This is a genomic window from Photobacterium chitinilyticum, from assembly GCF_004104355.1.
Taxonomy (GTDB): Bacteria; Pseudomonadota; Gammaproteobacteria; order Enterobacterales; family Vibrionaceae; genus Photobacterium; species Photobacterium chitinilyticum.
The window spans coordinates 563,672-589,501 of the sequence record NZ_RJLM01000002.1 but is presented as its reverse complement, the minus strand read 5'-3'; the positions used below and the strand labels follow the sequence as shown (position 1 = coordinate 589,501).

General features: G+C 46.0%; 24 protein-coding genes. 7 read left to right on the top strand and 17 right to left on the bottom strand.

The features are described from left to right. The first annotated feature begins 23 nt into the window (after positions 1-23). Positions 24-440 (top strand): DUF350 domain-containing protein, encoded by a 417-nt coding sequence (locus EDI28_RS08665; protein WP_128783443.1) that lies wholly within the window; start codon positions 24-26, stop codon positions 438-440. Between the two features lie 11 nt (positions 441-451). Further along, complete coding sequence (locus EDI28_RS08660) at positions 452-1,069, top strand: DUF1190 family protein (RefSeq protein WP_128783442.1); 618 nt, start codon at positions 452-454, stop codon at positions 1,067-1,069. 85 nt (positions 1,070-1,154) lie between these two features. On the opposite strand, the gene EDI28_RS08655 is transcribed toward EDI28_RS08660, so the two are convergent. From EDI28_RS08655 to EDI28_RS08640, 4 genes are all read right to left on the bottom strand, one after another. Then, positions 1,155-2,447, bottom strand: coding sequence for a cytochrome-c peroxidase (locus EDI28_RS08655; protein ID WP_233353321.1), 1,293 nt, complete (start codon positions 2,445-2,447; stop codon positions 1,155-1,157). A 270-nt stretch (positions 2,448-2,717) separates the two neighbouring features. Continuing rightward, positions 2,718-4,346 carry a BCCT family transporter gene (locus EDI28_RS08650; protein WP_233353320.1) on the bottom strand — a complete coding sequence of 543 codons (1,629 nt, stop codon included), beginning with the start codon at positions 4,344-4,346 and terminating at the stop codon, positions 2,718-2,720. A gap of 96 nt (positions 4,347-4,442) precedes the next feature. Then, entirely contained in the window at positions 4,443-5,567 is a 1,125-nt protein-coding gene (locus tag EDI28_RS08645; RefSeq protein WP_128783440.1) for a mandelate racemase/muconate lactonizing enzyme family protein, read from the bottom strand. Between the two features lie 10 nt (positions 5,568-5,577). Further along, entirely contained in the window at positions 5,578-6,933 is a 1,356-nt protein-coding gene (locus EDI28_RS08640; RefSeq protein WP_128783439.1) for an FAD-dependent oxidoreductase, read from the bottom strand. A 146-nt stretch (positions 6,934-7,079) separates the two neighbouring features. On the opposite strand from EDI28_RS08640, the gene EDI28_RS08635 reads away from it, so the two are divergent. Further along, positions 7,080-7,733 carry a GntR family transcriptional regulator gene (locus tag EDI28_RS08635; protein ID WP_128783438.1) on the top strand — a complete coding sequence of 218 codons (654 nt, stop codon included), beginning with the start codon at positions 7,080-7,082 and terminating at the stop codon, positions 7,731-7,733. Between the two features lie 23 nt (positions 7,734-7,756). Here the strand turns inward: EDI28_RS08635 and EDI28_RS08630 are convergent, their stop codons facing one another. Continuing rightward, positions 7,757-8,032: a hypothetical protein gene (locus EDI28_RS08630; protein ID WP_128783437.1), complete on the bottom strand. Its 276-nt coding sequence runs from the start codon at positions 8,030-8,032 to the stop codon at positions 7,757-7,759. Between the two features lie 46 nt (positions 8,033-8,078). Here EDI28_RS08630 and EDI28_RS26900 point away from each other — a divergent pair, with 46 nt between their 5' ends. Continuing rightward, positions 8,079-8,228 (top strand): hypothetical protein, encoded by a 150-nt coding sequence (locus EDI28_RS26900; RefSeq protein WP_164918509.1) that lies wholly within the window; start codon positions 8,079-8,081, stop codon positions 8,226-8,228. Positions 8,229-8,245: 17 nt separating this feature from the next. On the opposite strand, the gene EDI28_RS08625 is transcribed toward EDI28_RS26900, so the two are convergent. From EDI28_RS08625 to EDI28_RS08610, 4 genes are all read right to left on the bottom strand, one after another. After that, positions 8,246-8,464 (bottom strand): hypothetical protein, encoded by a 219-nt coding sequence (locus tag EDI28_RS08625; protein WP_128783436.1) that lies wholly within the window; start codon positions 8,462-8,464, stop codon positions 8,246-8,248. A 48-nt stretch (positions 8,465-8,512) separates the two neighbouring features. Beyond that, positions 8,513-10,153, bottom strand: a complete 1,641-nt coding sequence (locus EDI28_RS08620; protein ID WP_128783435.1) for an ABC-F family ATP-binding cassette domain-containing protein — start codon at positions 10,151-10,153, stop codon at positions 8,513-8,515. 464 nt (positions 10,154-10,617) lie between these two features. After that, positions 10,618-11,877, bottom strand: a complete 1,260-nt coding sequence (locus tag EDI28_RS08615) for an SLC5/6 family protein (RefSeq protein WP_128783550.1) — start codon at positions 11,875-11,877, stop codon at positions 10,618-10,620. Between the two features lie 538 nt (positions 11,878-12,415). Next, positions 12,416-12,793, bottom strand: a complete 378-nt coding sequence (locus EDI28_RS08610; protein ID WP_128783434.1) for a RidA family protein — start codon at positions 12,791-12,793, stop codon at positions 12,416-12,418. Positions 12,794-13,429: 636 nt separating this feature from the next. Here EDI28_RS08610 and lhgD point away from each other — a divergent pair. After that, the gene (gene lhgD, locus EDI28_RS08605) at positions 13,430-14,689 is read left to right on the top strand and encodes an L-2-hydroxyglutarate dehydrogenase (RefSeq protein WP_128783433.1); all 1,260 of its coding nucleotides are present in this window, start codon (positions 13,430-13,432) and stop codon (positions 14,687-14,689) included. A gap of 97 nt (positions 14,690-14,786) precedes the next feature. Here the strand turns inward: lhgD and EDI28_RS08600 are convergent, their stop codons facing one another. Then, the gene (locus EDI28_RS08600) at positions 14,787-15,422 is read right to left on the bottom strand and encodes a CatB-related O-acetyltransferase (RefSeq protein ID WP_128783432.1); all 636 of its coding nucleotides are present in this window, start codon (positions 15,420-15,422) and stop codon (positions 14,787-14,789) included. Between the two features lie 460 nt (positions 15,423-15,882). Continuing rightward, positions 15,883-17,250, bottom strand: a complete 1,368-nt coding sequence (locus EDI28_RS08595) for a DUF3943 domain-containing protein (RefSeq protein ID WP_128783431.1) — start codon at positions 17,248-17,250, stop codon at positions 15,883-15,885. 172 nt (positions 17,251-17,422) lie between these two features. Between EDI28_RS08595 and EDI28_RS26895 the strand changes: the two genes are divergently transcribed. After that, a complete protein-coding gene (locus EDI28_RS26895) occupies positions 17,423-17,578 on the top strand; it encodes a hypothetical protein (protein WP_164918507.1) in 156 nt (51 codons plus the stop codon). A gap of 143 nt (positions 17,579-17,721) precedes the next feature. Then, a complete protein-coding gene (locus EDI28_RS08590; protein ID WP_128783430.1) occupies positions 17,722-18,228 on the top strand; it encodes a DUF3016 domain-containing protein in 507 nt (168 codons plus the stop codon). Positions 18,229-18,307: 79 nt separating this feature from the next. Here the strand turns inward: EDI28_RS08590 and EDI28_RS08585 are convergent, their stop codons facing one another. From EDI28_RS08585 to EDI28_RS08560, 6 genes are all read right to left on the bottom strand, one after another. Further along, entirely contained in the window at positions 18,308-19,180 is an 873-nt protein-coding gene (locus EDI28_RS08585; protein WP_128783429.1) for a 6-carboxytetrahydropterin synthase, read from the bottom strand. A 127-nt stretch (positions 19,181-19,307) separates the two neighbouring features. Further along, entirely contained in the window at positions 19,308-19,958 is a 651-nt protein-coding gene (locus EDI28_RS08580; RefSeq protein WP_128783428.1) for an outer membrane beta-barrel protein, read from the bottom strand. 160 nt (positions 19,959-20,118) lie between these two features. Further along, complete coding sequence (locus EDI28_RS08575; protein WP_128783427.1) at positions 20,119-20,496, bottom strand: SpoIIAA family protein; 378 nt, start codon at positions 20,494-20,496, stop codon at positions 20,119-20,121. Positions 20,497-20,620: 124 nt separating this feature from the next. After that, positions 20,621-23,278 carry a M14 family zinc carboxypeptidase gene (locus EDI28_RS08570; protein ID WP_128783426.1) on the bottom strand — a complete coding sequence of 886 codons (2,658 nt, stop codon included), beginning with the start codon at positions 23,276-23,278 and terminating at the stop codon, positions 20,621-20,623. A gap of 9 nt (positions 23,279-23,287) precedes the next feature. Then, positions 23,288-24,790 (bottom strand): ATP-grasp domain-containing protein, encoded by a 1,503-nt coding sequence (locus tag EDI28_RS08565; protein ID WP_128783425.1) that lies wholly within the window; start codon positions 24,788-24,790, stop codon positions 23,288-23,290. Continuing rightward, complete coding sequence (locus EDI28_RS08560; protein ID WP_128783424.1) at positions 24,787-25,794, bottom strand: ATP-grasp domain-containing protein; 1,008 nt, start codon at positions 25,792-25,794, stop codon at positions 24,787-24,789. Before EDI28_RS08560 ends, EDI28_RS08565 begins: the two co-directional genes overlap by 4 nt. Positions 25,795-25,830 lie beyond the last annotated feature (36 nt).

Sequence of the window (25,830 nt, the reverse complement as noted above, 5' to 3'; positions counted from 1 at the left end):
ACTTTCAATTATTAGGGATTCACATGGAAGTATTAACAAATTCACTCGCAGGCCTTGGTGCCTTCTTACTCTACTTCTCACTATCAATCGCGTTCTTGATGCTGTTTAAAGTTGTCTATGTCCGCTTTACTCCGCATGACGAATGGAAACTGGTTAAAGAGGGCCAGAATATCGCCGCGGCCATTGGCCTGTCTGGTTCCATTATCGGTTACTGTTTAGCCATTGCCGGGGCAGCGAGCAACTCCGTCAACCTGATCGATTTTGCCCTTTGGGGGATAGTGGCGTTATTTGCCCAGCTCATCGCCTTTTATATTGTTCGCTTTGGTTTTATGCCAAAAATCGTTGAACGTATCGAAGCGGGTGAGATCCCTGCCGGTATTATCATGGCTGCAACCTCAGTATCGGTTGGCCTGCTCAACGCTGCCTGCATGACTTACTAGGAGCTACCAACATGAAACGAAGTAAGCAGGTCGTGCTAGGCAGTATGCGCAAAAACTGGCGTACGTTCTCGGTTAAGCCAGTTTCAGTGGCTTTTGCCGGTGCCTTCCTTTCTGGTTGTAGTGACAACGGTAATGATGCCACTATTTATCAAGCCTTGGATGACTGCATTAACGACAACCCCAACTACAGTCAGGAGTGTCGGGCAGCCTATCAGGACGCGCTAGACGAAGCTGAACGCACTGCGCCTAAATACCAGACACAATATGACTGTACCGCTGAGTTTGGGGTAAATGCATGTATGCAATCCCCCAACAATAACTGGTTTATGCCGGCGATGGCGGGCTTCATGTTTGGTCGGATGATGGACAGGGATCGCGGCTATTATTCCCAGCCGATGTTCCGCTCATATTACCCGGGCAGTATTTTTTATGATCGCTGGACCACAGCTGACGGTTACGATTATGGTCGTAGTAGTTATAAGAAAAGCAAAGTCCGGATATCCAAAGATCAGATGAAGCCGAAACCTACCGTAAGCCGAACGATTTCGCGCGGCGGCTTTGGCTCAACCGTGTCGGCAAAATCCAGCTGGAGCAAGTCATCCAGTGGTAGCAAAAGCTGGGGTGGCTAACACCAGCTTCCCGAGTGGCATACCAGCTCGATTGTTCGTCGAGCTGGCCTATCCTTTCCGTTATCTCGCACTATCCTCTCACTAACTACTCAGCAAACGGGTCGCTAAAAATAGGGTTAGTCAGGAAAGACTCATCAGTCAGTGTTTGTAAAAATGCTACCAGCGCCTCTTTCTCCTCCTGATCCAGGTTCATCCTCACCGGCGGACCAGTCGGGCTTCCATTGCGTCTCAGATCCGGACTCAGATTCGGATGCGGTTGCACCCCGCTATTATAAAACTCAACCACATCCATCAAGTTCTTAAGCCGGCCATCGTGCATATAGGGCGCACCGACGGCGATATTTCTCAGTGAGGGCGACTTGAAAAAACCACCACCAGCTCCCGGATCGCTACTGGTATCGGCATCCAACCCATTGATATGAGCCTGATCCATCGTATGTGCCGAGGTTTGATGGCACTCAATACAACCGAGAGATGCTTGCCGTCCGACAGGGAAGCCCGAAAAGAGTTTATGCCCCTCCATTTCCTGCTCGGTAAAGACAGCAGCAAAGTCCGGATCGTTCCACTCTCCGACAGCAAAGGCCTGGTCATATTTCGACTGGTAGGAGACCATCGACCGAATAAATTGTGCCATTGCCTCAGAGATACGCTGACTGGTAATGGCTTCGTCACCGAACGCCTGCTCGAACAAGCCGTGATAGAAGCTTGTTGCCGCCAGCTTTACTTCCAAGTCGAACAGGTTCATTCCCATCTCGACCGGATCCTGAATCGGCATCAAGACCTGCTCTTCCAGTGTGTCGGCCCGCTCGTCCCAGAAGAAGTTCTTCGGCGTATAGTAAGTCGCATTGGTCAGACTCATAGAATGACGCCCGGTTTTTCCCCCCTCAAACCCTGTACTGAACTGCGCCGGATCAGTAAACCCGTGCTTTTGAATATGGCAGGACGCACAGGAAATAGAACTATTAGCAGAAAGCCTGACATCATAGAACAGTACCCGCCCTAGCGTTGCTCCTGCATTACTGACCGGATTTGAAAAAGGTGTATTGTCCTGAGATCTGACATTACCGAACGGTGATGTAGTTGTAGTGTAATATCGAGGACGAGCTTCTAGATAGCCTTCATAATCATGACTAGTTGCCAAATCAGGTAATGGCAACCCGTCGATATCAGTGCGAGGTACGGGTTCCTCTCCACCTGGTGGCTCTTGTGGCGAGGGATCAGGGGCTTCTCCCCCAGGTGTATCTATCACACTTTCACTGCCTCCGCTCGACACAGCATTTGCATCATCAGAAAAACTGTCATCGCCACCGGAATTATCCCGACATGAAACAACGGACGTCAGAACGACCGCTAATAGAATACACATAGAAGTATTCATGATAAACGCTCCAACCTAGCCTATATTATGTTCTTATTATGTATGGATAATTAGTCATTAAACCTATTACCCTAGTTCAAACACAATAGCAGCAGATTGAACTTCTCAATTCTGACTACTGAGATGCATACTTTGTATATTCAGTTATGTAGCAATGAATGTAAATTACCAATAGCAGGCACGAAAAAAGCCACCCGACAACAATCTGGTGGCTTTTGATTTATTAAGAGAACAACTCGCAGACAGTATTCTTATACTACTTACAAGCTACTATCCCTGTTGTTGGCTTTCTGCCAAGACACCCCCAACAGGTTCCAACACTTCTTCCTCTTTCTCGACAACGCTCTCAAGCTTATGCATCGCCTGAATTTCCATCACATTGAGATGTGAGTAGTCTGCACGCATATAGCCGACTGTTTTAAATAGCATGTATGAAGTTAGCAGCAGTATCGGCAATGCAAATATCAAAATAGCCGATTGCATTGACTGTACTGGCGCATTAACCGTGATAAAGATAGTTGGTAACGCAACAATAATCAGACACCAAAATATTTTCAGGTACGTTGACGGATTATTCTTTTCATCAAGTTCTTTCTGCGTATTACATGCAACGGTAAATACAGAGCCATCCAGTGTCGTAACCAACAATAAGAACGTTGAAATAATGAACACCACCAAAATTACCGATGATAGCGGTAGGGTATCGAGTGCCTTAACAATCGCCTCGCTGGCCTGGCCTTCAGAGACCATCTTGCTAATTTCAACCTTGCCGTCCAGCTGGGTCTTCATCATGAAAGAGCCAACAATCGAGAAAAGTGCGGCAATACCTGCAGTACCACCACCAATCATACAGACAACCACTTCACGGATAGTACGGCCTTTAGATACCTTGGTAACAAAGACACACATCAGTGGAATGAAGATCATCCAGTACGCCCAGAAATACGCGGTCCAAGACTGAGGGAACTTAGCCTGATTAATCGCATCAGTATATAAGCTCATTTTAATAAAATTCTGAGCCCAAATAGCAATGGATGAGCTGGTATTTTCAAGAATGAACTGAGTCGGACCGAAAATTAGAATATACAGGGCGAGAGCAACAACAAAATATGTCCCGTTATTACTGATTTTCTGCATGCCTTTTTCGATACCAAAGAAAGAACTGGCAATCAATAAAGCAGCAACAATAACCAACATAGATAATTTCAAAACTAAACTATCTGAAATACCGAACAGCAAAGAGACCGCAGCAGATATAATTGGCACACCAAGAGACAAGACGATAATCAAACCGAATATCAGTGCAATTGGGTACATGATATCAATAACACGACCGACAATCTTTGCTGTCGCCTTATTTTTTATCATCGACATTACCACGTCGCTGATTTTCAGTGAGCGGTTTTTTCTAATATAGAAAGAATACATGACAGGGATTGCGGTTATGGCGTAGATTGCCCAGGCAATGATCCCCCAGTGGTGAAGACTGTAGGTTACAGCCCACTCAGCAGCTGTTACCGAGCCTGCTTCAATAGCGAACGGTGGCGTCTTAATATAGTAAGACCACTCGAGAAATGCCCAGTAAACCGTACCGGAACCGACACCTGCAAGTGCCATCATGGCGATATAGGAAAATGTAGAAAACTCAGGTTTCTCATTTCCCATTCGGATATGCCCATATTTACTAAATACAAAATAGGCAGCGAGAATAACAAGGCCGAATGCATACCAGAGAATTGGCGTGCCAAAGTTATATGCAATCAGTGTAAATATATCACCAGCAATTTTAATTGCCTGATCAGGGTTAGTTAAAAAGAATATTGAAATAATAGATACAATAACTAATGAGGTAATGATGCTAAACCTATCAAAGTTACTTCTTCCCGTCGTACTTTTCATCACGTTTTGTCCCATTTATTAGTAAACCACTTCCATATTGTCCCGGTGGATATATGGAAGCGGAATTTCCATTGCTAATTAAAGGTATTGTTATAATTATTCGAAAATATAATGAGCTACCGAGCTTTCCCGAACAGCATCCCAATCCATTTCCACGCCCAGACCATTGCCTTCTGGTGCATGGACATAACCATCCTTATCGGTACGGATCTGCGTCTTTGATGCCAGCTCGGAGCTTTCATACGGGTAAAACTGCTCGAAGAACTTGCAGTTATGGTGAGCCAGTGCCACATGCAAATTGGCAGCCTGGGTAATGGTATATCCCATGCTTTGGATCTCAAGATTCTTCGAGTGACCTTCTGCAATAGCAAAGCATTTGTTCAGCGGCGTGATACCACCACATACAGTAGCATCCTGGCGAACATCAGACCAGAAACCGTTACCTAGGGCATAGGTGACTTCCTGCAAGGTGAGCAGACAGTTGCCGTGGCTGGAGATTTCCAGATCCGTTTTATCAACCAGACGCTGGTAGGTCTTGTAGTCATAATCGGAAACCGGGGCTTCCAGCCATTCCCAGTCGTAGCTTTCCATTAACTTGGCCATTTTCATCGCCTCAGCAGGCGTGTAGAAAGTGGCAGTATCCAGCATGAAACGGACACCAGTATGGCCATAGCGCTCCTGAATGGCATTGACCAGTTTGACGTCTTTCTCATATACGCAGTAGCAGTGCAGCTTAATCGCGGTAAAGCCATGCTCGATGCAGTCATCAACATACGGGAAGTAGTCTTCAACGGTATCAAACATTGGTGTCGAAGCGTAAGAGAGCATCTTGTGGCGGGCTCCGCCGAGCAGCATGTACAATGGCATGCCTGCTTTTCTCGCCTTGATGTCCCAGGCGGCGATATCAATCGGAGATTTTGCCGGTAGTCCCCCCCATGAGCAACGCGCCTGCAGCCATGAATAGAGCTCTTCGGTCATCAGCGGGTTTTTACCGATCAGGCCCGGGACGATTGTACGCATAGCTTCGATAATGCAGCGATCGAAGTCATTTTCGGTGTAACTGATCGTAGCACCCACCCCTTCGGTACCGTCGTTACAGATGATACGAACGATATTATTGGTATAGAGCAATGGTTCCTGGTTATCAGCCCAAGGAATCGGCGGAGCGTCACGGTCAGCAACAGCGTACAGTTCAACTCGTTTGATCACGGTATCTTTCATGATGTTCTCCTTACAGGGCACTACCATTTTCAGTCATAGTAGAGCGGATATCCTCGCCTTTCAGGTCTCGGATTCGTTTATTTTCGTCAATCGCTTTGACAGCAGCGATACCCGCCGCATGCCCATACTCAAAACATTGGGCTGTCACCCGTGCGGACGCAAGCGCTTCGTGCTCTGCGCTGAGGCTCCGCCCGGCAACAATAATGTTCTCGCCAACAACCGGAACCAGTGTGTTGAACGGTACGTCATAATAATCATCGAGCAACCAGTGCAATTTCGGTTTGTCACCGGAGTGCAGCTCGATTGGCCACGGCGTACGGCAGATACCGTCTTTCCGCTTGCGGCAGTTTACGACGTCGTCATTGGTCAGTGTTTCGACGCCGACAATAGAGCGAGTCTGGCGAATACCGACCTCGACCCCGGTATCTACTACGTAGGCGTCCTCGCATCCTGGTACATAATGATTAAGAAACTTGGCATAACCACGAACCTGGCGACGGCCAAACACCTCGGCTTCAGTGAAGTCTTGCGGATCGATGACATTCAACACTCGGCCATCCTGCCCGGCGAGGCGCGTTGCGTTTACCATCAGCTCGCCCGGGCGAGTCGTGGGGAAAATCCAGATTTTATGGCGAGGCAGGTCGTAGCCGTCTTGTTGATTTGCGGCCAGAATATTTTCGGTCACTTTCGGCGGACAAATAGTGTCATCACCGTAGTACTCAAGGTATTTATCCATATCGACACCCGCGATACGGAAGAACATAGTCGGGTTTTGGATACGGCCATTGTCACCAAAGTAATGCTCCATTCCAGCCCGAGCAATGACAGCGGCATCACCAGATGCATCCACTATCATCTTGGCGAGGATCACGCTTTGACCGGCATTTGATTCAATCACAACCCCTTCAAATGCATCGCCATCCATAATCACGCCAGTTACGGCAGTATGAAATAAAGTGGTTACACCGGCTTGCTCAAGGAAGTCATCCGCCACTTCACGCCACATCAGAGGATCATGCGTCACGGTATACGTTTTGCCGTAACGCTGAGGTCCGGTTACGCCGCCTTTATCGGCCAGTGCCTGACGGAAGCGCTCGGTAAAACCAAATACGACCTGCTCCGGTTGCGCAGCAGGATCATCACTTGCCATATACATACCGCAGATAGTACCTGATAGTCCGGCCACCGCCGCACCACCACAGAAGCCGTACTTTTCAATCAGCCAAGTGTTCTTGCCCATGCGTCCGGCAGTGTCCGCAGCTGCAACACCTGCAGCCCCACCACCAATCACCAGAACATCAACTTCAGCCAACACCGGTAGATCCGGCACAGCCTCAAATCGGTGAACAATTTTCCAATCTTTCATTACTACCTCACTAATAGATAACTGATAGTCATCTGATATATCAGTTGTGTGTTTTGAATATATTCCTGATCTTTGTGTGATACAATGGCAATTGTCCTGATCGTGAGATCGCTCACTAAAATATTGCCTGAGGGAATAAGACAACAATGACTATGGGTTCGATAAATAAGACAGAGGTTGCATACAACCAGTTAGAGCGCATGATTATTTTTCGGGAACTTGAACCTGGGAGTATGGTCAGCGAAAAGCAGCTAGCCGAAAGCCTGGGGCTTGGCAGAACGCCGGTAAGAGAGGCATTGCAGAGGTTGTCTTATGAACGGATGGCTGAAATTCACCCTCGTCGCGGGATCCAGATCCCGGCTATTTCTGTAGAAAGCCAGCTAAAAATCTTAGAAGTCCGCCGGGATATTGAAGCGCTATGTGTTAGCTATGCGGCATCTCGCGCAACAGTACAAGAAAAACAACAAATGCTCGAACTGGCGTCAAGCCTGGAAGAGTGTGCAATGAATAAAGATGACTTGACGTATGCGGGGCTGCTAAAACAGATCCACACCTTGTTGGTCAAAGCGGCAAGCAATGAATATCTGCAGCTTGCAATGGCACCGCTACAGGGGCTATCGCGTCGATTCTGGTTTGCTTATAAAAATGACACCTCGGATTTAACAGAAGCTTCGTCACTGCATGCCTCCGTATTAAGAGCCGTCAGCCATACCGATACAGAAGAAGCCGTCGCTGCATCACACAGATTAAACGACTACCTGACTGACATGGCCTATCGCAGCATTACCGCTAGGAAGTAAAAGTAATCGCCATCAGAGGATATCTAGACTTTCATGTTTAACAGTGTCCCGGTCATTTCATCAGCCCGGCGGATCACATTGGCTCCCGCCTGGTTGTATGTCTTGGCCTGAATTAAATCAATACTGGCATCAATAGGGCTATTGCTACCGGTTGGGGCCGATCCTTTCACCTCAGGGATTTGCCCTACCGTACTCGGTGAACCCAGACTTGATTGCTGAATATCTTTCGCCGCCGTTGTCGCCATGCTTTGTGCTTGGTTGAGCATGTTCACACCGGAGTAATGCGCAGAAATCGTCATAGATAAAGCCTGTCGAAAGTTCAAAGGTTTAAGAGGAAAGCTCATAATGAGCCAGATACCCAATACTGTCAATCAGACCAGCGAATGGACGGAAACAAAAGCCCAACCATGGCTGGCTGGGCAAAATACTGAGTATCTTAAAGGTAAAGATACAATTAGCGAGTTTACAACATTAAATATAGTCGGTGATGACTAGTGTCTGAGTTTTTCCTTTCATAGATCCGGCCTGCGCTTCCCTTTCTTTCTCATGAAAAACAATGCTCCAAACAGCCCGGCAGTTATGGCAACAGAAGTGATACCCAGTCCAAACAGCAGATCATCACCATGCCCGAACTTCTTCAGCACATGATAGAGCAACAAAGAACAAATAAAGTAAGCAGTTATTAATCCAAAGAGTTTAAAAAAAGCTAACTCTTGTATTTTCTTCAGCACCTTTTTTCTCCCACTCTATCCTTCGACTAGATCAGTTCGATACTCTGATCAGTATGATCCATATTCAGAGAAACTCGCCTTATCCGGAGCAGACTCTTTGCCAACAGCAAGATTTAAAGTCCGATTCACTCCAATCTCTTTAACAAAAACATCGTCGTGGCTAATTAGGATCAAACTGCCTTGGTAAGTGACTAATGCTTGGGCCAGTAACTGCTTTGACTCCAGATCAAGGTGGTTGTCTGGCTCATCGAGCAACAGCAAGGTTTCGCCTTCCTGATGACTAACCACCAACATCGCGATTTTCATCCGCTCGCCACCGCTGAGCGCCGCCACTGGCAGTTCCACCCGCTCCCGGCGAAAGCCAGCACCTGCCGCCATAGTTCTCAGCTCAATTTGCGTCTTGGCAGGACAGAGCTGGTGCAAGTTATCCAACACACTTTGCTGCTCGTCCAGTAGACTGAAATGCTGATCCAAATAACAGAGCTGTGTTGTACAGTTCAGGTGACCAATTGCAGGCGTTATCTCGCCGGTAATCGTCTTCAGCAAGGTGGATTTACCGCAGCCATTATTACCTGTCAGGTGGAGCCTATCACCATACTGCAAGCTAAGATTAATCGCTTTACTATCCCCATAGCGAAGCTGCAAAGCAACCAGCGTAAGAACAGAAGAAACTCGCTTCTCCGATTGGTTTATCATGATCTGTTGGGGCTTTACTTGTATTAACTTGGCTTTCAGCTCACTGGCTTTGTGCTCTGCCTGAGACAAGTGCTGGGCAAACTGGACCTTTCGTGCCGAAGCAGACAGCTGCGCTGATTGCTTCATTCCATCGAGTAACATTTTTGGCTGGCTGCCTGATTGCCGAGCCTTGTTTCCCTGCACGGCTCGTTGTTGGGCTTTTTCCTGATTACGCTGGTGCTGCTTGCGGATCTGCAGCACCTGCTTTTCAGCATTTGCCACTGAGCGCTCTATTGCCACGTGTTGTAATTCCTTTTGCTGCGCGTAGAAAGAATAGTTTCCCCCGTAGTGTCGAATGCCCTTTGGAGTCAGCTCCATGATCTCTTCTACATATTCAAGCAACAGCCGATCATGGCTGATCAGCAAGATCCCTCCCTCAAAACCGCTCATTTGATCAATCAGCCATTGGCGACCGGCACGATCAAGATGATTGGAGGGTTCATCGAGGATCAGATAATCGTAATCGGCACGAAATAGCTGCCACAGCATTAGCCGCGTTAGCTCTCCGCCGCTCAAACTGGAACACTGCTTGAAGGGATCGGGGGGCAAGCCCATCGCTTGAAGCTGAAAGCAAAGTGAATCCCAAGCTCCCCAGCCATCTTCGACTAAATCAAAATCAGCTTGCTTACAGCTGCCTTTCTCGATTCGCCTAAGCGCTTTTAGCCTGGCTGCAATATCGAGAAAATCAGCAATTGTCCCCAGATCCTGACGATCTTGATATTGGGTAAGTTGTGATAAGTAACCTATCTTTCCGTTGCATATCACCTGGCCGCTATCAGGCATTTCTTGCTCAAGCAACAGCCCTGCCAACACGGACTTACCAACACCATTACGTCCAACCAGCCCTGTGATCTGACGTCCCAACGAAAAACTAACGTTACTAAACAGCGGATCACCATTATCGTGACTAACCGCAAGTGATTGCGCCAAAATTGACGGATGATATAAGGTCATAAAACCTCCTGAAACTATTTCAGGGGCAATGGGTAACTATCTAGTTCAACTGTTAGACGAATTTAAACGACATAGTTTGAACGACATAAATAGAGGCTGATCACCTGCAACTATTATCTGCCCGAGGCCAGATGAAATACAAGTCAATAGGTAATAGCGAAGACAAAGTTACGCCCACTAACCCTGAGGATCCAAAAAATAAAATAAAAAGGATGTCAGGTGTTAGTTGTTCATCGTGGCGTAAACTCCTCAAGAAATGATGGCGGTATTCTATACAGGCTCAGTAACCGTTTTCAACCTTTCAATCTCCGGCATTCTGAAAGTTAAGGGTAAATCACACTCTGCGATAACTATCATTCCCAAATACAGTTATACCCAAGACTGTGAATGGAAGTACGCGGTATATAGCGGTTAATCAGATATAAAAAAAGCGACCAGTGGTCGCTTTTTTACTATTTCGATTTTTAGATAAATGCCAATATCGGCGAAATACAAAGCAATATACCGGTGACGATAATCATATTCGTCGCCATCCCTTTATACTTTGCCAAGTGAGGGACCTTGTATACCAAGTAAGCCGGAATCAAACAGCCAACCAAGCCAAATACCGGGCTACAGATTGAAGTGAAAGACAGGATGGGGGCATTAATCGCTATCGCTCCCCACGCAATCAAAATGATAAATACAACCACCAGCTTATTGACCAGATTTTTATCAATCTGTGACTCTTTGTATTTACGAAGAAGCATGTTCATACAAAGTCCGGTACAGGCTTCCTTAAATGCCAGGAATACGCCAAAGAACGAAGTCACAACAGCAAAAATATTGATGACGATACCGGCAATTGTCGCCCAACTTCCTGGGAAATAGTGCGCGATAATCGCCAATGCCGAGATGTTCTGCTTCATTGCTTCTGTTGCCTGCTCCTGGCTAATCGCAAAGGTAAACGACACCGCAAAGAAGAACACAATCACAAACAAAATAGCAAAAGCGATCTTCATCGCTCTTGATGCTTTATAGCGTGCAACCTCTATTGATTTTTCATGAGAACGGTATGAGATAACCATTGGGCTGAGTGACTGGATAAAGAGGATAGAAGTCAACGTAAACGGCAATGTAATAATTGCATCTTTAAGCATCGAACCCCACTCACCGAGTTGCGGAATATTCGCCATATCCCAGCGTGCAACCAACAATACGCCCATGATTGCAACCAGAGATAAAACGGTTACGGCCATAAACCCAGACAGCTTGAAGAGCAGCTTCTCCCCTTTAGAGCCAAGAAATGACAATATGCAAATCAGCCCCAAGCCATAGAATACATTGTCATTGAGATGCCCTTCAGTTACCCCGAAAGAATGGAGATAAGAGGCACTATCGTTAGTCACTGCGAGAGAATAAACCAAGACCCAGATCACCAACATGACAAAATATAAAGCGCCTAAAATCATCCCCCAGTTTTTTCCCAAGTATCCCGTAATTACACCAGGATAATCCGTACACTCTTTCGACTCAGCAAGGGTATTAATAAAAAGTTTCTGAAAGAGGTACATCGCCGGGTAGCCAATGACAGACGAAAGCAGAAAAACCCACAATCCCATCACGCCAACCTGAACAGGAAGAAAAACAATTCCGGCCCCAACAGCCATCCCGATACTCATGACAATCCAACCAAGATCAACACTATCGAACTTAATTGCTTCTTTCCACTCTGCTTCAGTCATATTGGCTTTTGTATATATCGAAGGCTTCCCCAGATTTATTTCACCTGTACCTGCATTGAGTTGTTCACTCATTACTTACTCCATTTATTGTATACCTGTAAGAGTTGTTATTATTATCGCGACGCACTGGAAACAATAAGTTAACAACCATCAAACTCCATTTACATTATTATCATTTCAAGGTGGAACTGATAAACATCATACGATGACAAGAAGGAGTAAAACTATAAAGTTCGTTACAGAACAATGAAATAGAATTATTTTTCTCTACTAAACCATTGCAAGGCAATCAACTTTCTATTATTTGATGGATATGAGTAAAGTTATATCGATATAAAAGTAGAGGATGTTTAATTAGAAACAAGAAGAGCAAGTCGAAGGTATTGTCTAAAATTCAAAATAACAAAAAATATCAAATTAAATACTAATTGAATGAAAAACCATCAATTTTTAAGGGCTGATTTACATTAAAAACAGCTTGTATAAAAAGGCCTACAATAATGCAGGCCTATTATTCCCAAGCTATCAAGATGCAGGATTATTGAGAAACAGCAATCACTTCAATTTCTACTTTCGCATCCAGAGGAAGGCGCGCAACTTCAACACAGCTACGCGCTGGGCAATTATCACCAAAAAATGCCGCATAGACTTCATTAACAGTACCGAAATCATTTAAGTCTTTTACAAACACTGTTGCTTTAATAATGTCTGTTTTTGCCAAGCCAGCAGCATTAACAATCGCTTCAACATTTGCCAAAGATTGCTGCGCCTGTTCAGCAACGTCTGCAGGCATTTTGCCCGTTTCAGGGTTTAGCGGTAGCTGACCTGAGGTATATAGCATATCGCCAAACTTCTTCGCTTGCACATACGGACCAACTGCTGCTGGTGCTTTATCTGTATTTACTGTCTCTACCATGGTGTCCTACTTTCAATATAGTGTCATTAATAAAACAGCGATCTCTTATCGCCGCTTAGACTGTGAAAATAATATACGACTTAAGCGGGGGAAATCCTTCGCCATTATTGCTACAAAAGTATCTGTTGATAGAAAATATTTCTCCTAATTTTCCGGATCTTATCGTTCTGCTATAGAATTCACACTTTTTGTCAGGCCGCATAACAGGCCTTTGCTGTTCGCACCGATACCCAGTTCGGGGCGATCGAAGGCTATCTAGAAGGCAGAATTAATTTGTTCCTTCGAGACTTACTTGGCACACTAGGGTTATACCAATCTGGATAAATAGTTGTTCAGATAGTTGCGCAGGAAAAATCACTTAGAACAAGGCATGAATTGAAGCTAACTAGTTATTCTAATTACAAAATTCATAACGCAGTTATAAGCGATTTTAACCAGCAAGTATGATCAAATACTTATATAGATTGGTATTAGTCTTGGTATGGCCTGAGATCCCGCTCGCTGCCCGTATTGCTGCCACTGTCGTATTCATGGTCTTGTAAGCTGGCCGCTACTCCGTCATCCCAGTCATAATAAGGTATAGGAATCACGCCACCCAGAGCGATCCATTCTGGGTAAAAAGAGGGAGTTCTAGCTGTGAACAAAATATACGATTACGTTATTGTCGGCGGTGGCATTGTTGGTATCTCGACAGCCTGGCAGCTTCAGCTGCAATACCCGGAGAAGTCCATTCTGGTTGTCGAAAAAGAAAATGCGCTTTCTCAACACCAAACGGGACACAACAGCGGCGTTATTCATGCCGGAGTCTATTATGCTCCGGGCAGCTTGAAAGCAGATTTCTGCAAAGCAGGTGTCGAACGCACACTCGCGTTCTGTCAAAAGCACAATATTCCGGTTGAAAACTGCGGTAAATTGCTGGTTGCAACAAACGAGTTAGAGCTTGAACGCATGCATGCACTCTACGAGCGCTGCCAGAAAAATGGCATTGATGTTGAGTTACTCGACCAAGATACACTTACAGAAAGAGAGCCAAATATTACCGGTTTGGGAGCGATCTTCGTTGAATCAACCAGTATCGTAAACTATCGTCTGATCACCGAAAAAATGGCGGACGAGTTTATTCAACTGGGTGGCGAAATTTCGCGACGAACCGAAGTGATAGCATTATCTGAATCGACAAAGCAAATTACCGTAGGTTGCAAAAGCGACGGTCAGCCTTTCCAGCTTGATTGCCGTTTCTTAATTTCCTGCTCCGGCCTGATGGCAGATCGCCTGACGCAAATGCTAGATATAGAGACCAATTTTCAGATCATTCCATACCGTGGTGAATATTACCGCCTGGCTCCGAAGTTCAACAACATTGTCAATCATCTGATCTACCCTATCCCCGATCCTGAGCTGCCTTTTCTAGGCGTGCATCTCACCCGAATGATCGACGGTACGGTAACTGTCGGCCCCAATGCGGTACAAGGCTGGAAGCGGGAAGGATATGGCCGGATCAACATTAGTCTGAAGGACATTTTAGACATGGTCCAATTCAGCGGGTTCTGGAAAGTCTCGGCCAAGCACTTGAAAACAGGTCTAATAGAAACCAAGAATTCATGGTGGAAACCCGGCTACCTGAAGCTGGTCAATAAATACTGCCCGCAGATCAAAGCCTGCGATCTTGAACCCTATCCTGCCGGGATCCGGGCTCAGGCGGTACTGAAAGACGGTACCCTGGTTCACGACTTCTTGTTTGCCGAAAGTCCGCGTAGCCTGCATGTGTGCAATGCACCATCTCCAGCCGCTACCTCGGCACTACCAATCGGTGAATACATCTGTCAGAAAGTGACTCAAAAGACCACGGTGATTGATCCCAAAAACCGTTCAGACGCCGTTCGCGAGCCAGCCTAACACTGGACAACCTGCTAATTAAGTTATTTATAACTCACTGAATTAGAACTCCATTTACCTTAAATAAATGGAGCTCCATGTTTCAACTTCACTATGGCTATGCGTTGTCGAATTCCAAATGAGCTTTCTCCAACGCATCAATGTCAGAACTACAAATCAGATCTTTGAGTGCGTTGAATTTATCTTCGGACCAGTTATAAATACCTAGGGTCAACAATCGGTCTACCGTTTGTTGCGAAAAGCGCAATCGAATTGGCTTCGCCGGTGTTCCCCCGACAATAGTGTAAGGTAGTACATCCTTTGACACTACACTGTTGGCTGCGACAATAGCACCCTCTCCGACAGTAACACCCGGCATAATCATTGCCCGCATCCCGATCCAGCATCCATCTTCCAATCTGGTATCGCCTTTCGATTGATAGCTTTCTTCAATTTTGTCCATGAACGGATACAGGGAAAACCAATCATAACGATGGGTATGGTTTCCCCCCATCAGAATAACAGCCTCTGCACCAATGCAAACATAATCTCCGATATACAGCTTATCTACTTCCCAGCGCGGTTCCCACTGACTACTGACTTCATCACCATGCAAATAACGTACAGCCGATTTTTCGAAACCATCATCATAGGCACCGCTGTAATAGCTATGTGTACCCTTTACGGTAATATTTTTATTTTTTACGGTTTCATGGAGCATTTCCATTCGAGACCAGTGTTTAATATTTTCCATTTCCAACCTCTAGATATCGAAAAAATTTCATCTCTCGCTCGATAGGTTTCTAACGACAAGCAAGCGATTCAACAAATTTTATCTATAATAATTGCCAAGGAATCGAAAAGTAGAGATATACCCAACTACAAAACCAGAAATATCCTATGGCAATTGAACACTTAACCATCAACGTGATAGTACTGTTATAACGAAATCTCTTAATCTCAGGCAGTATAAAACCCTCATATTCAGAGTTATTATTTGCCGCATGATGTTAATGATTTTGCGGCAGTGAATATTTTCTATCTATTCACTGCCTTAGCTAAGCGATCTGAGGCTGCTTAAGGTAAGCTATTTTGACAACAGAAGTGCATTCTGTTGGACAGATTTTGCAAACTGGCATATACACTCCTGATAAAGAAAAGAATTGCGTCATATCCTAACGTCAAATAGCCATTAGTCAATACCCACCTTTAAGTTATCGTTCTCCCCGCCCAAACCGATATATCAGCTGACCAGAAAAAAGGTCATCGTTTGTTGAAGTACTGGTACTATGGTAATGAGACCAGTCAACGAGTACCGCCCAATTTGCATGAAACTGATAATGCAAACCAGCCCCGCCGTTGAGCTGAAATGTCTTAAGATCAACATTTTTTTCCAGCAATGTTTCTCCTATTCCAACATTCAGATACGGCCTTATTTTTTCCTCACTATTCAAATAATATTGAACATCAAAGCTATAGTTCTCATAACTCACATCGGCATTGGTAATCGCATCTTGTGTCTCTACTCGCGTATAGTTCAAGCGGGAAGAAAACTGCGGAGTAAAATAGACCCCAAGGCTGATTGTCGGAGCCCAACTATTCTCTAGTTGCCAGATATCATCCAAGTCCAGGTATCGTCCTCCTATCGAGATACCCACGACGCCATAGTCAATCGGATCATTTGAGGCAGAGGACGTTGCATACTCCCTACGCCGCTTAAGCGCTGGACTTGTCTCCCCCTCACCAATGCTGTAATTCATATTGAGCCTAAACTGCGTATCCACCTCTCCGCTCGGCAGCTGAACATCCTGAAAGCCGATATAGCCAGTGCCTGCCTTGATGACATCCCGACCAATAAGGTTATTGATACCGCGACCGATGCTATCTACCGGATCCAGGAAAAACAGTGCTGTATCCCCGACCGTCGAAGAGCCCCATACCTTACCGCCGCCCTGAATGATTTCGCGCTCCTTGTTGAAGGCCCACTCACCGTACACCCAACCCAGCACGGGCGTTGATACCAAATCCTGTATGGCGGGTATTTCCGCAAAAGCCTCCAAGCCATATTCCCAGTAAAACGTCGACATCAAAAAAGAGTATACAAATGCATCCCACTGACGAAAGCCGGACTTTCGGGCAACCTGGTAATAAACACCACCAAAGTAAGGGTGCCCGATATAGTTGATATACCAAATATCCCGATCCCAGACCGGGCCGTCTTTAACATTGTTCCACCATTTTTCCAGCAAACGTTCACTACTGTTGTCCCAGTTCGAAATGTCTTCCGGTAGCAAAGCAATGACACCAGCGACCCCCACCCCATACCAAGCAACTGATTTGGTCTGAGACCACAGCCGATCGGCATCCTCACCACTTGGAGCCGAGAAAAGTGCCACCGAATAAGGGGAGTCATATACATTGTCAGGCCTAGACTGATCTTCCCAGCTCGAGTTGCTATACGATGATGCGGAAGATAAGACGGAAGGTGACAAGGAAAAAACCGTTTCACTTTCGTCTCCGAAGACCGGGCTAACGGCAATAAAAGCAGACAACAACAGGAGGGGGATAAAGTGCCACGACATAGAACAACCACCTCCTGTTTCTCGGTCGAAAAGCCAGATAAATAAAGCTAATTATTATTTCCGATATCTTTAAGTTGCTAATTAAAAAACAATCTTGTCAGTATAGTTCAAGGTTGTTTGTTGCTTCCCAACAAGAAAGCGATATTTATGAGAATCTAACTAACAAATAACAATGCGCAACCATTTTCACGAATACTACCAACAGGTATTGCCGCAACACGGCTCTATCAATATCAAGGCCGGTGACGAGTCAGACAAACTGAAACATCATCGTGCAAGCTATATTCGCCTGTCAGCAGAGATCATCAGCAGTAGCCTTAAACGTTGAGACAGAAACACTCCTTGCATCCATGCACACAAACCACAGTGTTTGATAAACTTAAGAGTAATAAAAATATAAAATTGACGACCTGTTATACAGGCCAAACCGTGTCACCAGCTTGAGTGCAAGCTATGCGGAGGCTCTAACACATGAAACGTCCTATCTGGCTTACTGCCAGCCTTCTCTTACTCAGTTTTTATGCCAATGCCGATGAAACTATCGATATTCCACCAGCATCTGTGACTTGGACAAGCCCTGAAAACTACCGTGATATAAGATCGTCCGGTGGCAGCCAGACACGCTTCCAGCAACGTGTGTTCGAGATCCTCAGCGAGCACTTCAGTGATATGGCAAAAATTTATCTAGCACCGGAGCAGACACTGACAGTCAAGGTCAACAATTTAGACTTGGCGGGCGATATTCGCTACGGCTCAGAAACCGGTCAGAAACTGCGGGTCCTTACCAGCATTTCGGCTCCATCAATCAACTTTAGCTATCAGGTGCAGCAAGGCGAGGCGGCGGTGAAATCAGATACGGTAAGGCTAACCAACCTGAACTATCAGGCTAGCGTATCTGGTATGAGCAGGGACAGAATCCTTGTTTACGAAAAACAGCTTATCCTCGATTGGGCAAGAAAAACGTTGCGGAAGCAATAACTGAAGGACAATAGTAAAATTCGCAAAGCCCTTAGAGGATAAGGGCTTTAATAAACTATCGGCAGTGACTTCGAGGTAACTAGGAAGCCATTGCGCCTTTGCCAACCCCTTCGTAGGCCACAACTTCGAGAGGCTTAGCCGCAACCATAGGGCTTACCTGCTCGGCAATGTACTGTGCCAACAACTCCACTGTGGTATCAGTACTGAGTACTTCGGTTTCCGAACGGGCAATAGCCAGCTCAAACTTACCCTGAGGGGCGTGATAACGAAAACCGTAGTGGGTTGACTCAGTAACAGTGGCTGCATGCTTGCTCAGGTTCAGGACTGAAAGTGCCACTTCATCTTCGCTGCTACCCAGATAAATATCCTGCCAGCGCTGCGCCCACAGTTGCTCAAGCTCAGCGTCACGTTGACCGTTGACATACAGCTCTATCGGAGACCGGTGACCATGGGCAATACGCTGGCAATTTCCATCATGCTTTTTAAGGCCATGGCTGTAATGATAAAAAGAACCGTCAATATTCTCATGGCGTAACGTCAGCTCCAACCCCTGGACATTGGCCGGTAATTTACCCTCAAGAACCTGGTACAAATGCTGGGTAACCGATTCAATCGTGACTGCATCATCGTCAATAAAGCAATAGGCCTGATCCGGGCAGTTCAAGTGAATACTTTTCTCGTCACGCAGCAGATCTACTGTCGTGTAACCAGGTTGGCTTTCGGCCACATGAATACGGGCATTCTGAGCTGGCACAATCAGACGGTGATCGACATACTCATCCACCAGTTGCTTGATTTGTTTTTTGACTCGGCTGAAGTCAAGCACCATGCTCATTTCATTCAGCTCACCCGACATCACCACATCGAGGATCCAACTTTCTCCGACCATACCTCGCTGCGCGCAAAGGTAAGAGGCATCGATGACGGTAAGATCTCTGACAAATAGCTTCAAACTGAAGTCCTTACTGATAATGGTTGTCGTTAAACTAGCAGGGCATTATACGCAGCTGAACCCGGTAGTAAACCGAAGCATGAAACCACTACCAACCAGATCTGGCACTCAGAGCAATATATACCGGTTAAAATATATAGGAAGCACCGACATAAATAGACGATACGCCGTTTTGTTGTGATTCGAATTTCACGGCATTTCCAGTGCTATCTGCTCCATTCCAGGTTTGAATATCCGTAGGAAGTAGCGAATGACGGAGTCCGAGCTCTAACCCAAACTGTTCAACCACCTTCCAATTCACACCGGCCTGCAAACCAAACACAATTCCACTTGCATCAAATCCATCCGGGAAGCGGGAGTCAGATTCAACGGATGAATAACCGATATGCAAACCAACAAAAGGACTTACAGAGTTCTCATGGCGAAACAAATAGTCGGCACTTAGCAGATGCATATTGGCTTTGGTTTCATAGGCTGACGTATCTTTGAACATCGTTTCTGATTTATGCTGTTCAAAACTGTAATACACACGACTCCGACCGCCGGGTGTATACACTCCGATATCCAAGCCAGCAAACCCCTCATTCGTTGTTGTTTCCGCTTCAAGCTTATTACCATTACTAAGCACAACTCGATCTGAATTACTGAGTTGGCTTGCACCGCCCTTCAGGCTTGCGAAATACCTCATTGGCGATTCAAGCTGCTCCGTGTCCTCAGCGATAGCCGTGATCGGTAATAATGCAAACAGTAAAACCGCCGCCGTTTTATTAATATCCATATTCAACCTGTAAATTAGTGCTAGCGTACCAAGCTCGGTTACAGAACATGGCAGGGTTGTTAACCCACCATATTCAATGCTTGCTATGAGACAGGTCGCACATTTTAATTCAATAGTAATTTCAAAACTATAGCTGCGAATGTGAAACTAGTTATAAATATCACCCCCTCAACCAACTTAGCGCATCCAGAGGTTCGTCAAAATACTTCACTTCACCAGATACAAACCAGCTACCCACCTTGGACATCACTTCCTGCCACCGGCTATTCCCGTAAAAAGCGACTTTATTGAACTTCTTGCCATGCTTTAAACCCAGTTTAAGATCATCCCAGGCAGCTTGTAATTGCCACCCTTGAAATTCAGTTCCATCCACGTAAACATTCACAATCGGCTTTTCAATATCAACCAATGCATCCTCAATCATTGGTGTAATCTTCTCGTAGTCGGCATGAGTCAGGGTGCCAATAGCCTTGAATTCCATGAAAACCATCTCATCTACCCGCTCAACATCCATCGAGATGCCATGTAAGTTACTCATCATTCCTCCTCAGAGCTTGTCGCCGACAATCAGCGTCCGAGTCAAAGAGATCTATAGACAAATCCTTCATTGATATCACTACAGTTTAGCTGCTGCAGCCTTGTTCAGCGTCCCCTTAAAAGCCTTAATCACCGTCACGGTAGCGTTTTTCCACCTCGTCCTGTGGTTCGAACTCATCATACTCAACCGGTGTAACCTCATCGGCACTGAACTTTAACGACACGGGCACCGAGTAGTTAGGTACATTGTCATAGCTAAAGACCGAGTAATATTTAGGCATGTTGGCATTACCAAACCGGTCGAACGTATAGTTGTCTTTTCCAGCGTACAGCTTCACACCATCAAAAGGCGAACGCGGTGGATGAAAGCTATTACGAACCACGTATGATCCGACAAAATCCGGATGAGCCGGGTTAGTCCAGGTCAACTTCACCAAACCGTTATCCAATGTAGCGGTTAACTCTTGAGGAGCATCCAGAGCTTGTTTGCGACGCTCGATATATTCGATCACCAACTGTGGGCGCTGTTCACTATCTATTGACTGCCAGTTCACCATCGCCTCTTTCTGACGTGATGCCGAAGTGGCACGAATGATCAAATTGACGGTTCTCTTTTCACTGTGGAACAACTCAAGATGCTGTCTTGCCGAGCTATCGAACATAAAGCTCTGTCGTGGTGATTTGGCCAGATCCTGGCTGCTTATCTCGTAACCAAGAAACTCGATTTTTTCCCGATGTTTAACGCTATCAAAATCAAGGTTATCCAGTTCGGCAATTTCCACCGTAATCCGCATCGGGTGCGATACCCCACTTAATGATTCACTCTCGATCGTAAAGTAGGCCTGAGTGATCACGATATCTGACTCATCACTGATGCAAGACATTGAAAACGCAACCTGACCGAATACCGTTTCGCCTTCAGCATCAAAGCCACATTGCAATACACTTTGCTGCGGCTTGTCCTGGCTGATGGTATGACTATCCGTTGCCGCAAGTGCTAGCTGATAGGGACGACGAGTATAGATAAGATCCAGGCAGGGTCGGTAGTGGATACCACCACCAAAACGACCATAGCCAATATCAAATTGCATCATTTGGGAGTCGTTGCTCAGCGGCAGGCTATCTGGCCCCTGCAAGCGAAGCAACAACTGGCCTTTTTCGAGCTGATCCTGTATTAGCAGTCTTTCCATCGCGCTGAAACGCCAGCTCTTCCATATTCCCTGAGTCAGCTGATCAGAGTCAATCGCATCTCCCAGTGTCTGCAATGGTGTCGCATCATGAATATCATCAAAATGAAACAACTCATTGATATCGTCCGGGTTTAGGATCGATACCGACCATTCACCATAGTTTTCAATCTTGGCCCCGACTCGATTCATCGGATAAAGAGAGAACATCGCATTTTTGATGATGGCATCCGATGGGATCCGGTCCATATCGAATGCAATAACGCCGTAACACACTCCCTTGGTTTTATTAACTCCGATAAACAGGGAGTTATAGCCAAAATGATCAGTGTTTTGCCCCGAAGTCAGCTCGCCAACATAGCCAATTTGTTCTGGTTTGGGGAACAGGGTGAATGAGAACTCGTCTTTTTCGAGACAGGTCTTGATCTTCACTTCAGGTGCAAATGGTGACTTGATCCGGCTCACCCGATTCACTTTGCGCAAATTATAGTAATAACGATATCCCGACTTTAACTGCTTATCGGTATATTCACTCTGCGAGGTGATCGCTATTAAGTTCTCCCTGGTGCAATGATACTTAGGCGACTCGCTGCGATATACCTGATAATAGCAACCTTCATCGTCTGGTGAGTGATCCCAAGCGAGTACTGCCTGATTGGCCGACACATCCATAACCGTAAAGTTTTCCGGGCGCATAGGAGCTAAATCAGAGTAATTAATCGCACTACTCAGTGCGTACAATAAAGCCGGAATATTTTCATCTACGCTCTGCGACATATTAATCAGGTAATCTGGAATATTCCGGCTACCCACCTCAACCACGGCCGATAAGATTCCACGATCATAGTAATACTCACGCCCGCTACCGTGGATCAGGTTAGCAGGCGGCTTGCCGCGATGAATACCGTATTGGCGCTGAGTTACCTTATAGATTTCCTGCGCCATATTGGCGCACAAAACATTAAGATCAGTGCCTTCTATTTCAGCCTCATGGTTGAATTTATGCGCGGGAAAGAACACGTTACCCTGCGAATGGTAATCCAAGGCTAAACGAATATTATCGTGAGCTTCGACAAACCCTTTAATTGCCTGGGTTTCTGGCTCCGAGAACGGCTCTGGCCCACCATAGATATTCGACTGGGTATCACCCGATCGACGGAAGTTGATACCAAAGTTGCGGTTCAAATCCACCCCGAATGTACCGTCACCATTATCTCGACGATTCTTGCGCCAAAAAGAGAAGTGCTTACGTGAATACTCGAAGCCATCAGGGTTAAGGCAGGGCACCATATAGAGCGTATTACGCGTCAACGCCTCGACAACATCCGGATTACTGGGATAATTATCCAACAGATACTGGATAAAGTTCACCGCAAGTTCTATACCGATCCACTCTCGGGCATGAATAGTCCCGGTATATAACAGCGCCGGTTTGAGATTGGCATAGGCGACATCCTGTGACACTGTCACCATCATGATCGGGCGACCTTCATGAGTATCACCAATACTTTCCAGCCGTATCAAATGGGGATACTTTTCCATTGCCTGAGCCAGAAAATCGACCGTCTCCTGATAAGACAGGTATTGTTTCTTCATAACAGCCCCCTAGCTAACCCGCTCGTTTTCTTTCCAGCAACGGAGGATCGCCTCCAGTTTTTTCTGCTTCAGATTTCTGAACGTCATTAACTGCTGCGGCTCGTGCTCCAATGCATATAAGACACCGGTAACTCCAAGTGTTTCTACAATCTCCTGCGCCAAAGTTTGACCAATACCCTTCACACCTTTAAAGAACGCCACAAGCTGCTCGGGCTCATATACCTGAACGGACTCCGTTTTGGATTCGGGAGCAGTCTCGATCTCGGTATCCGTTTCGCACGCGACATCTGTTTGACGCTCGGTATCGGTTTTACCCATCACAGTGACATTCGAACAATCTTCTATCCCACTATCGAGAAGGTGTTCAGCCTGATTCTGATCCTCGTGATGACAATCCGCCACAGGCTCCTGAGCCATATAAGGGTTTCCTTGCCCTTGGTGATGCATATCCTGGAAATTCCAAGCTTCACTCGGCCACTCTTCACCTGGCATGTGATGCGTTTTTAGCACCGAGTACTGCTCATCAGCTGGTGCATACTCACCGGTATCTGTCGAGCTGCTGGCTTGGCCGAAAGTGATGTGACGCATCGTGCGCAATAATGATGCATCTATCTTGCCGAGTTCTTCCCAGTTCTTATGTACAAAGTGCGGCTTGCCGAAATACTGAGGTGCCAACAGCCACATTAGATATTGTCCAATCCAGTCACGAATATATGGAAATGCCGCAAATGCCGTCGCACACTCCAAGATGGTGTATTCATCCTTGGTACTGACAGCGATATCACAGGCCCAATACTCGGCATTGGCGGCTTTGGATGCCCTTACTGACAGATCCAGCACCTCTTGCGGTACGTCCTGATAATCCATACTGCCACCCTGGCTGGTATTGGTTAGCCACTCCCCTTCTGGAGGGCGACGCCAAAACGCACACACAGGCTGGTGACCCACCAACATGACCCGAATATCTGCCTTCATAGGAACAAAGTCCTGAATATAGGCAGGATAGTAACGTTTTTCAGAAAACAAACGCACCGCCTCTTCTGCGCTATCGATCTTATGAACAAAGTAGCCACCATAATTCGACGGGCCATAAGAGCGTTTCACAATTTTAGGGTATTGGGTGTTGTTGATATAAGCCAATGCTTCATCAACCTGATAAAAAATCTCGGTTTTCGGGATCGGCAGCTGGTATTTGTGACAAAAGTGAGTGACATTTTCCTTGGATTTATTGCTGAACTGACTATCCAGAGTCGGTATAAACCTCACCTTGGGTAACGCACGGGCTATCTCACGAAACGTTTCATAGGCCGTAGCCGGCACATTACCGATTAGCACATCAATTTTCTTTCGTTTGACCTCATCAATAAAACGTTGCTTGTCATTTCCCCAATGATAAACCACCTGCTCAATCTTCTCCGGCCACCCCTTGAAGTTGGATTTGTCGAAAAAACGCAGAACATGGTCGAGATAAAGCATACCGATCGTTGGCAAAGACTGCTTTGGCGAGGTCATAGTGTTTCTTCCTTAACATGAGAGGCTGAGGCGAGATCTATTGCAGCAAGATCAACAATAGAGGCTTCTAATCCATTGGTCTTTTCTTTGCTGGCCTTTTCTTTGCAGACGGTACGCTCAATAAGATCGACCAAATACGAAATTTTTGTATCGTTGAAGTTAAGTCCGGCTTGTTCTTGATCCGGAGTAGCAAAAGCCGGGATCCCGTTAACTTCCAGTACCACATATTGCTGATGTTCGATGTCGTAGATAATATCGACACCTGCCACTTCCAATCCGGTTATTTTGGCAGCCTTCAGTGCCAGCTCTATCACCTCTGAAGAGGGTTCACGGCAGATCACACTGCCTCCGCTGGTAACATTCGTTTTCCAGCTTCCCGACGCTGCTTTGCGGCCATAGCAAGCAACAAACTTATTATCGACAATATCAATTCGGTAGTCGGTAAAATCATTTTCGATCACCCGCTCGATGTAGAACTGAGGCGAGTTTTGTTTGGTGATATACGGGTGAATCAAATCAAGATCACGCTCGCTTTCAAGTTTAATGATCCCATTGCCGCCCCAGCCGTTTACCGGCTTGCAAATAGCCTTGCCCTGCCAAAAACGCAAGTGTTCCTTAAGCTGTTCGATATTATTTTTGTTACAAACAATATAATCCGAGCTAGGAATACCGTGTTTCTTTAGCAGATGTGCTGTCCGAAACTTGTCTTCAGTCAGTTCAAACGCCGTGTAGTTGTTGATGGTAGGGATCATACTGCTCAAAGTCTGGTACAAATAGACTTGAAACGGACTCTGCTGACCGGCGTTATAGGAAAAAAACAGGTCTAACTCATCCATCATATAGCCGTTGCAAAAAATACTGCCGTTATGAGCCGATGCCTGACCTAAGTCCAGCCCGGTAACCGCTTCAATATTTCTGTCTTTTAACTGAGTAACAATCTTGCGCTCTATCTCTGTTCCACCTGAATTTTGGTACATCCACAAACCAACACAATGGGGGATCATGATTCACTCCTTAATCACTCGAGCCTCAAAAAATGC

Excerpts from the sequence above, each read along its gene's own strand:
- EDI28_RS08665 (WP_128783443.1), top strand. The coding sequence starts at position 24 with ATGGAAGTATTAACAAATTCACTCGCAGGCCTTGGTGCCTTCTTACTC.
- EDI28_RS08660 (WP_128783442.1), top strand. The coding sequence starts at position 452 with ATGAAACGAAGTAAGCAGGTCGTGCTAGGCAGTATGCGCAAAAACTGG.
- EDI28_RS08655 (WP_233353321.1), bottom strand. The coding sequence starts at position 2,447 with ATGAATACTTCTATGTGTATTCTATTAGCGGTCGTTCTGACGTCCGTT.
- EDI28_RS08650 (WP_233353320.1), bottom strand. The coding sequence starts at position 4,346 with ATGAAAAGTACGACGGGAAGAAGTAACTTTGATAGGTTTAGCATCATT.
- EDI28_RS08645 (WP_128783440.1), bottom strand. The coding sequence starts at position 5,567 with ATGAAAGATACCGTGATCAAACGAGTTGAACTGTACGCTGTTGCTGAC.
- EDI28_RS08640 (WP_128783439.1), bottom strand. The coding sequence starts at position 6,933 with ATGAAAGATTGGAAAATTGTTCACCGATTTGAGGCTGTGCCGGATCTA.
- EDI28_RS08635 (WP_128783438.1), top strand. The coding sequence starts at position 7,080 with ATGACTATGGGTTCGATAAATAAGACAGAGGTTGCATACAACCAGTTA.
- EDI28_RS08630 (WP_128783437.1), bottom strand. The coding sequence starts at position 8,032 with ATGACGATTTCTGCGCATTACTCCGGTGTGAACATGCTCAACCAAGCA.
- EDI28_RS26900 (WP_164918509.1), top strand. The coding sequence starts at position 8,079 with ATGAGCCAGATACCCAATACTGTCAATCAGACCAGCGAATGGACGGAA.
- EDI28_RS08620 (WP_128783435.1), bottom strand. The coding sequence starts at position 10,153 with ATGACCTTATATCATCCGTCAATTTTGGCGCAATCACTTGCGGTTAGT.
- EDI28_RS08615 (WP_128783550.1), bottom strand. The coding sequence starts at position 11,877 with ATGACTGAAGCAGAGTGGAAAGAAGCAATTAAGTTCGATAGTGTTGAT.
- EDI28_RS08610 (WP_128783434.1), bottom strand. The coding sequence starts at position 12,793 with ATGGTAGAGACAGTAAATACAGATAAAGCACCAGCAGCAGTTGGTCCG.
- EDI28_RS08600 (WP_128783432.1), bottom strand. The coding sequence starts at position 15,422 with ATGGAAAATATTAAACACTGGTCTCGAATGGAAATGCTCCATGAAACC.
- EDI28_RS08595 (WP_128783431.1), bottom strand. The coding sequence starts at position 17,250 with ATGTCGTGGCACTTTATCCCCCTCCTGTTGTTGTCTGCTTTTATTGCC.
- EDI28_RS26895 (WP_164918507.1), top strand. The coding sequence starts at position 17,423 with ATGCGCAACCATTTTCACGAATACTACCAACAGGTATTGCCGCAACAC.
- EDI28_RS08590 (WP_128783430.1), top strand. The coding sequence starts at position 17,722 with ATGAAACGTCCTATCTGGCTTACTGCCAGCCTTCTCTTACTCAGTTTT.
- EDI28_RS08580 (WP_128783428.1), bottom strand. The coding sequence starts at position 19,958 with ATGGATATTAATAAAACGGCGGCGGTTTTACTGTTTGCATTATTACCG.
- EDI28_RS08575 (WP_128783427.1), bottom strand. The coding sequence starts at position 20,496 with ATGAGTAACTTACATGGCATCTCGATGGATGTTGAGCGGGTAGATGAG.
- EDI28_RS08570 (WP_128783426.1), bottom strand. The coding sequence starts at position 23,278 with ATGAAGAAACAATACCTGTCTTATCAGGAGACGGTCGATTTTCTGGCT.
- EDI28_RS08565 (WP_128783425.1), bottom strand. The coding sequence starts at position 24,790 with ATGACCTCGCCAAAGCAGTCTTTGCCAACGATCGGTATGCTTTATCTC.
- EDI28_RS08560 (WP_128783424.1), bottom strand. The coding sequence starts at position 25,794 with ATGATCCCCCATTGTGTTGGTTTGTGGATGTACCAAAATTCAGGTGGA.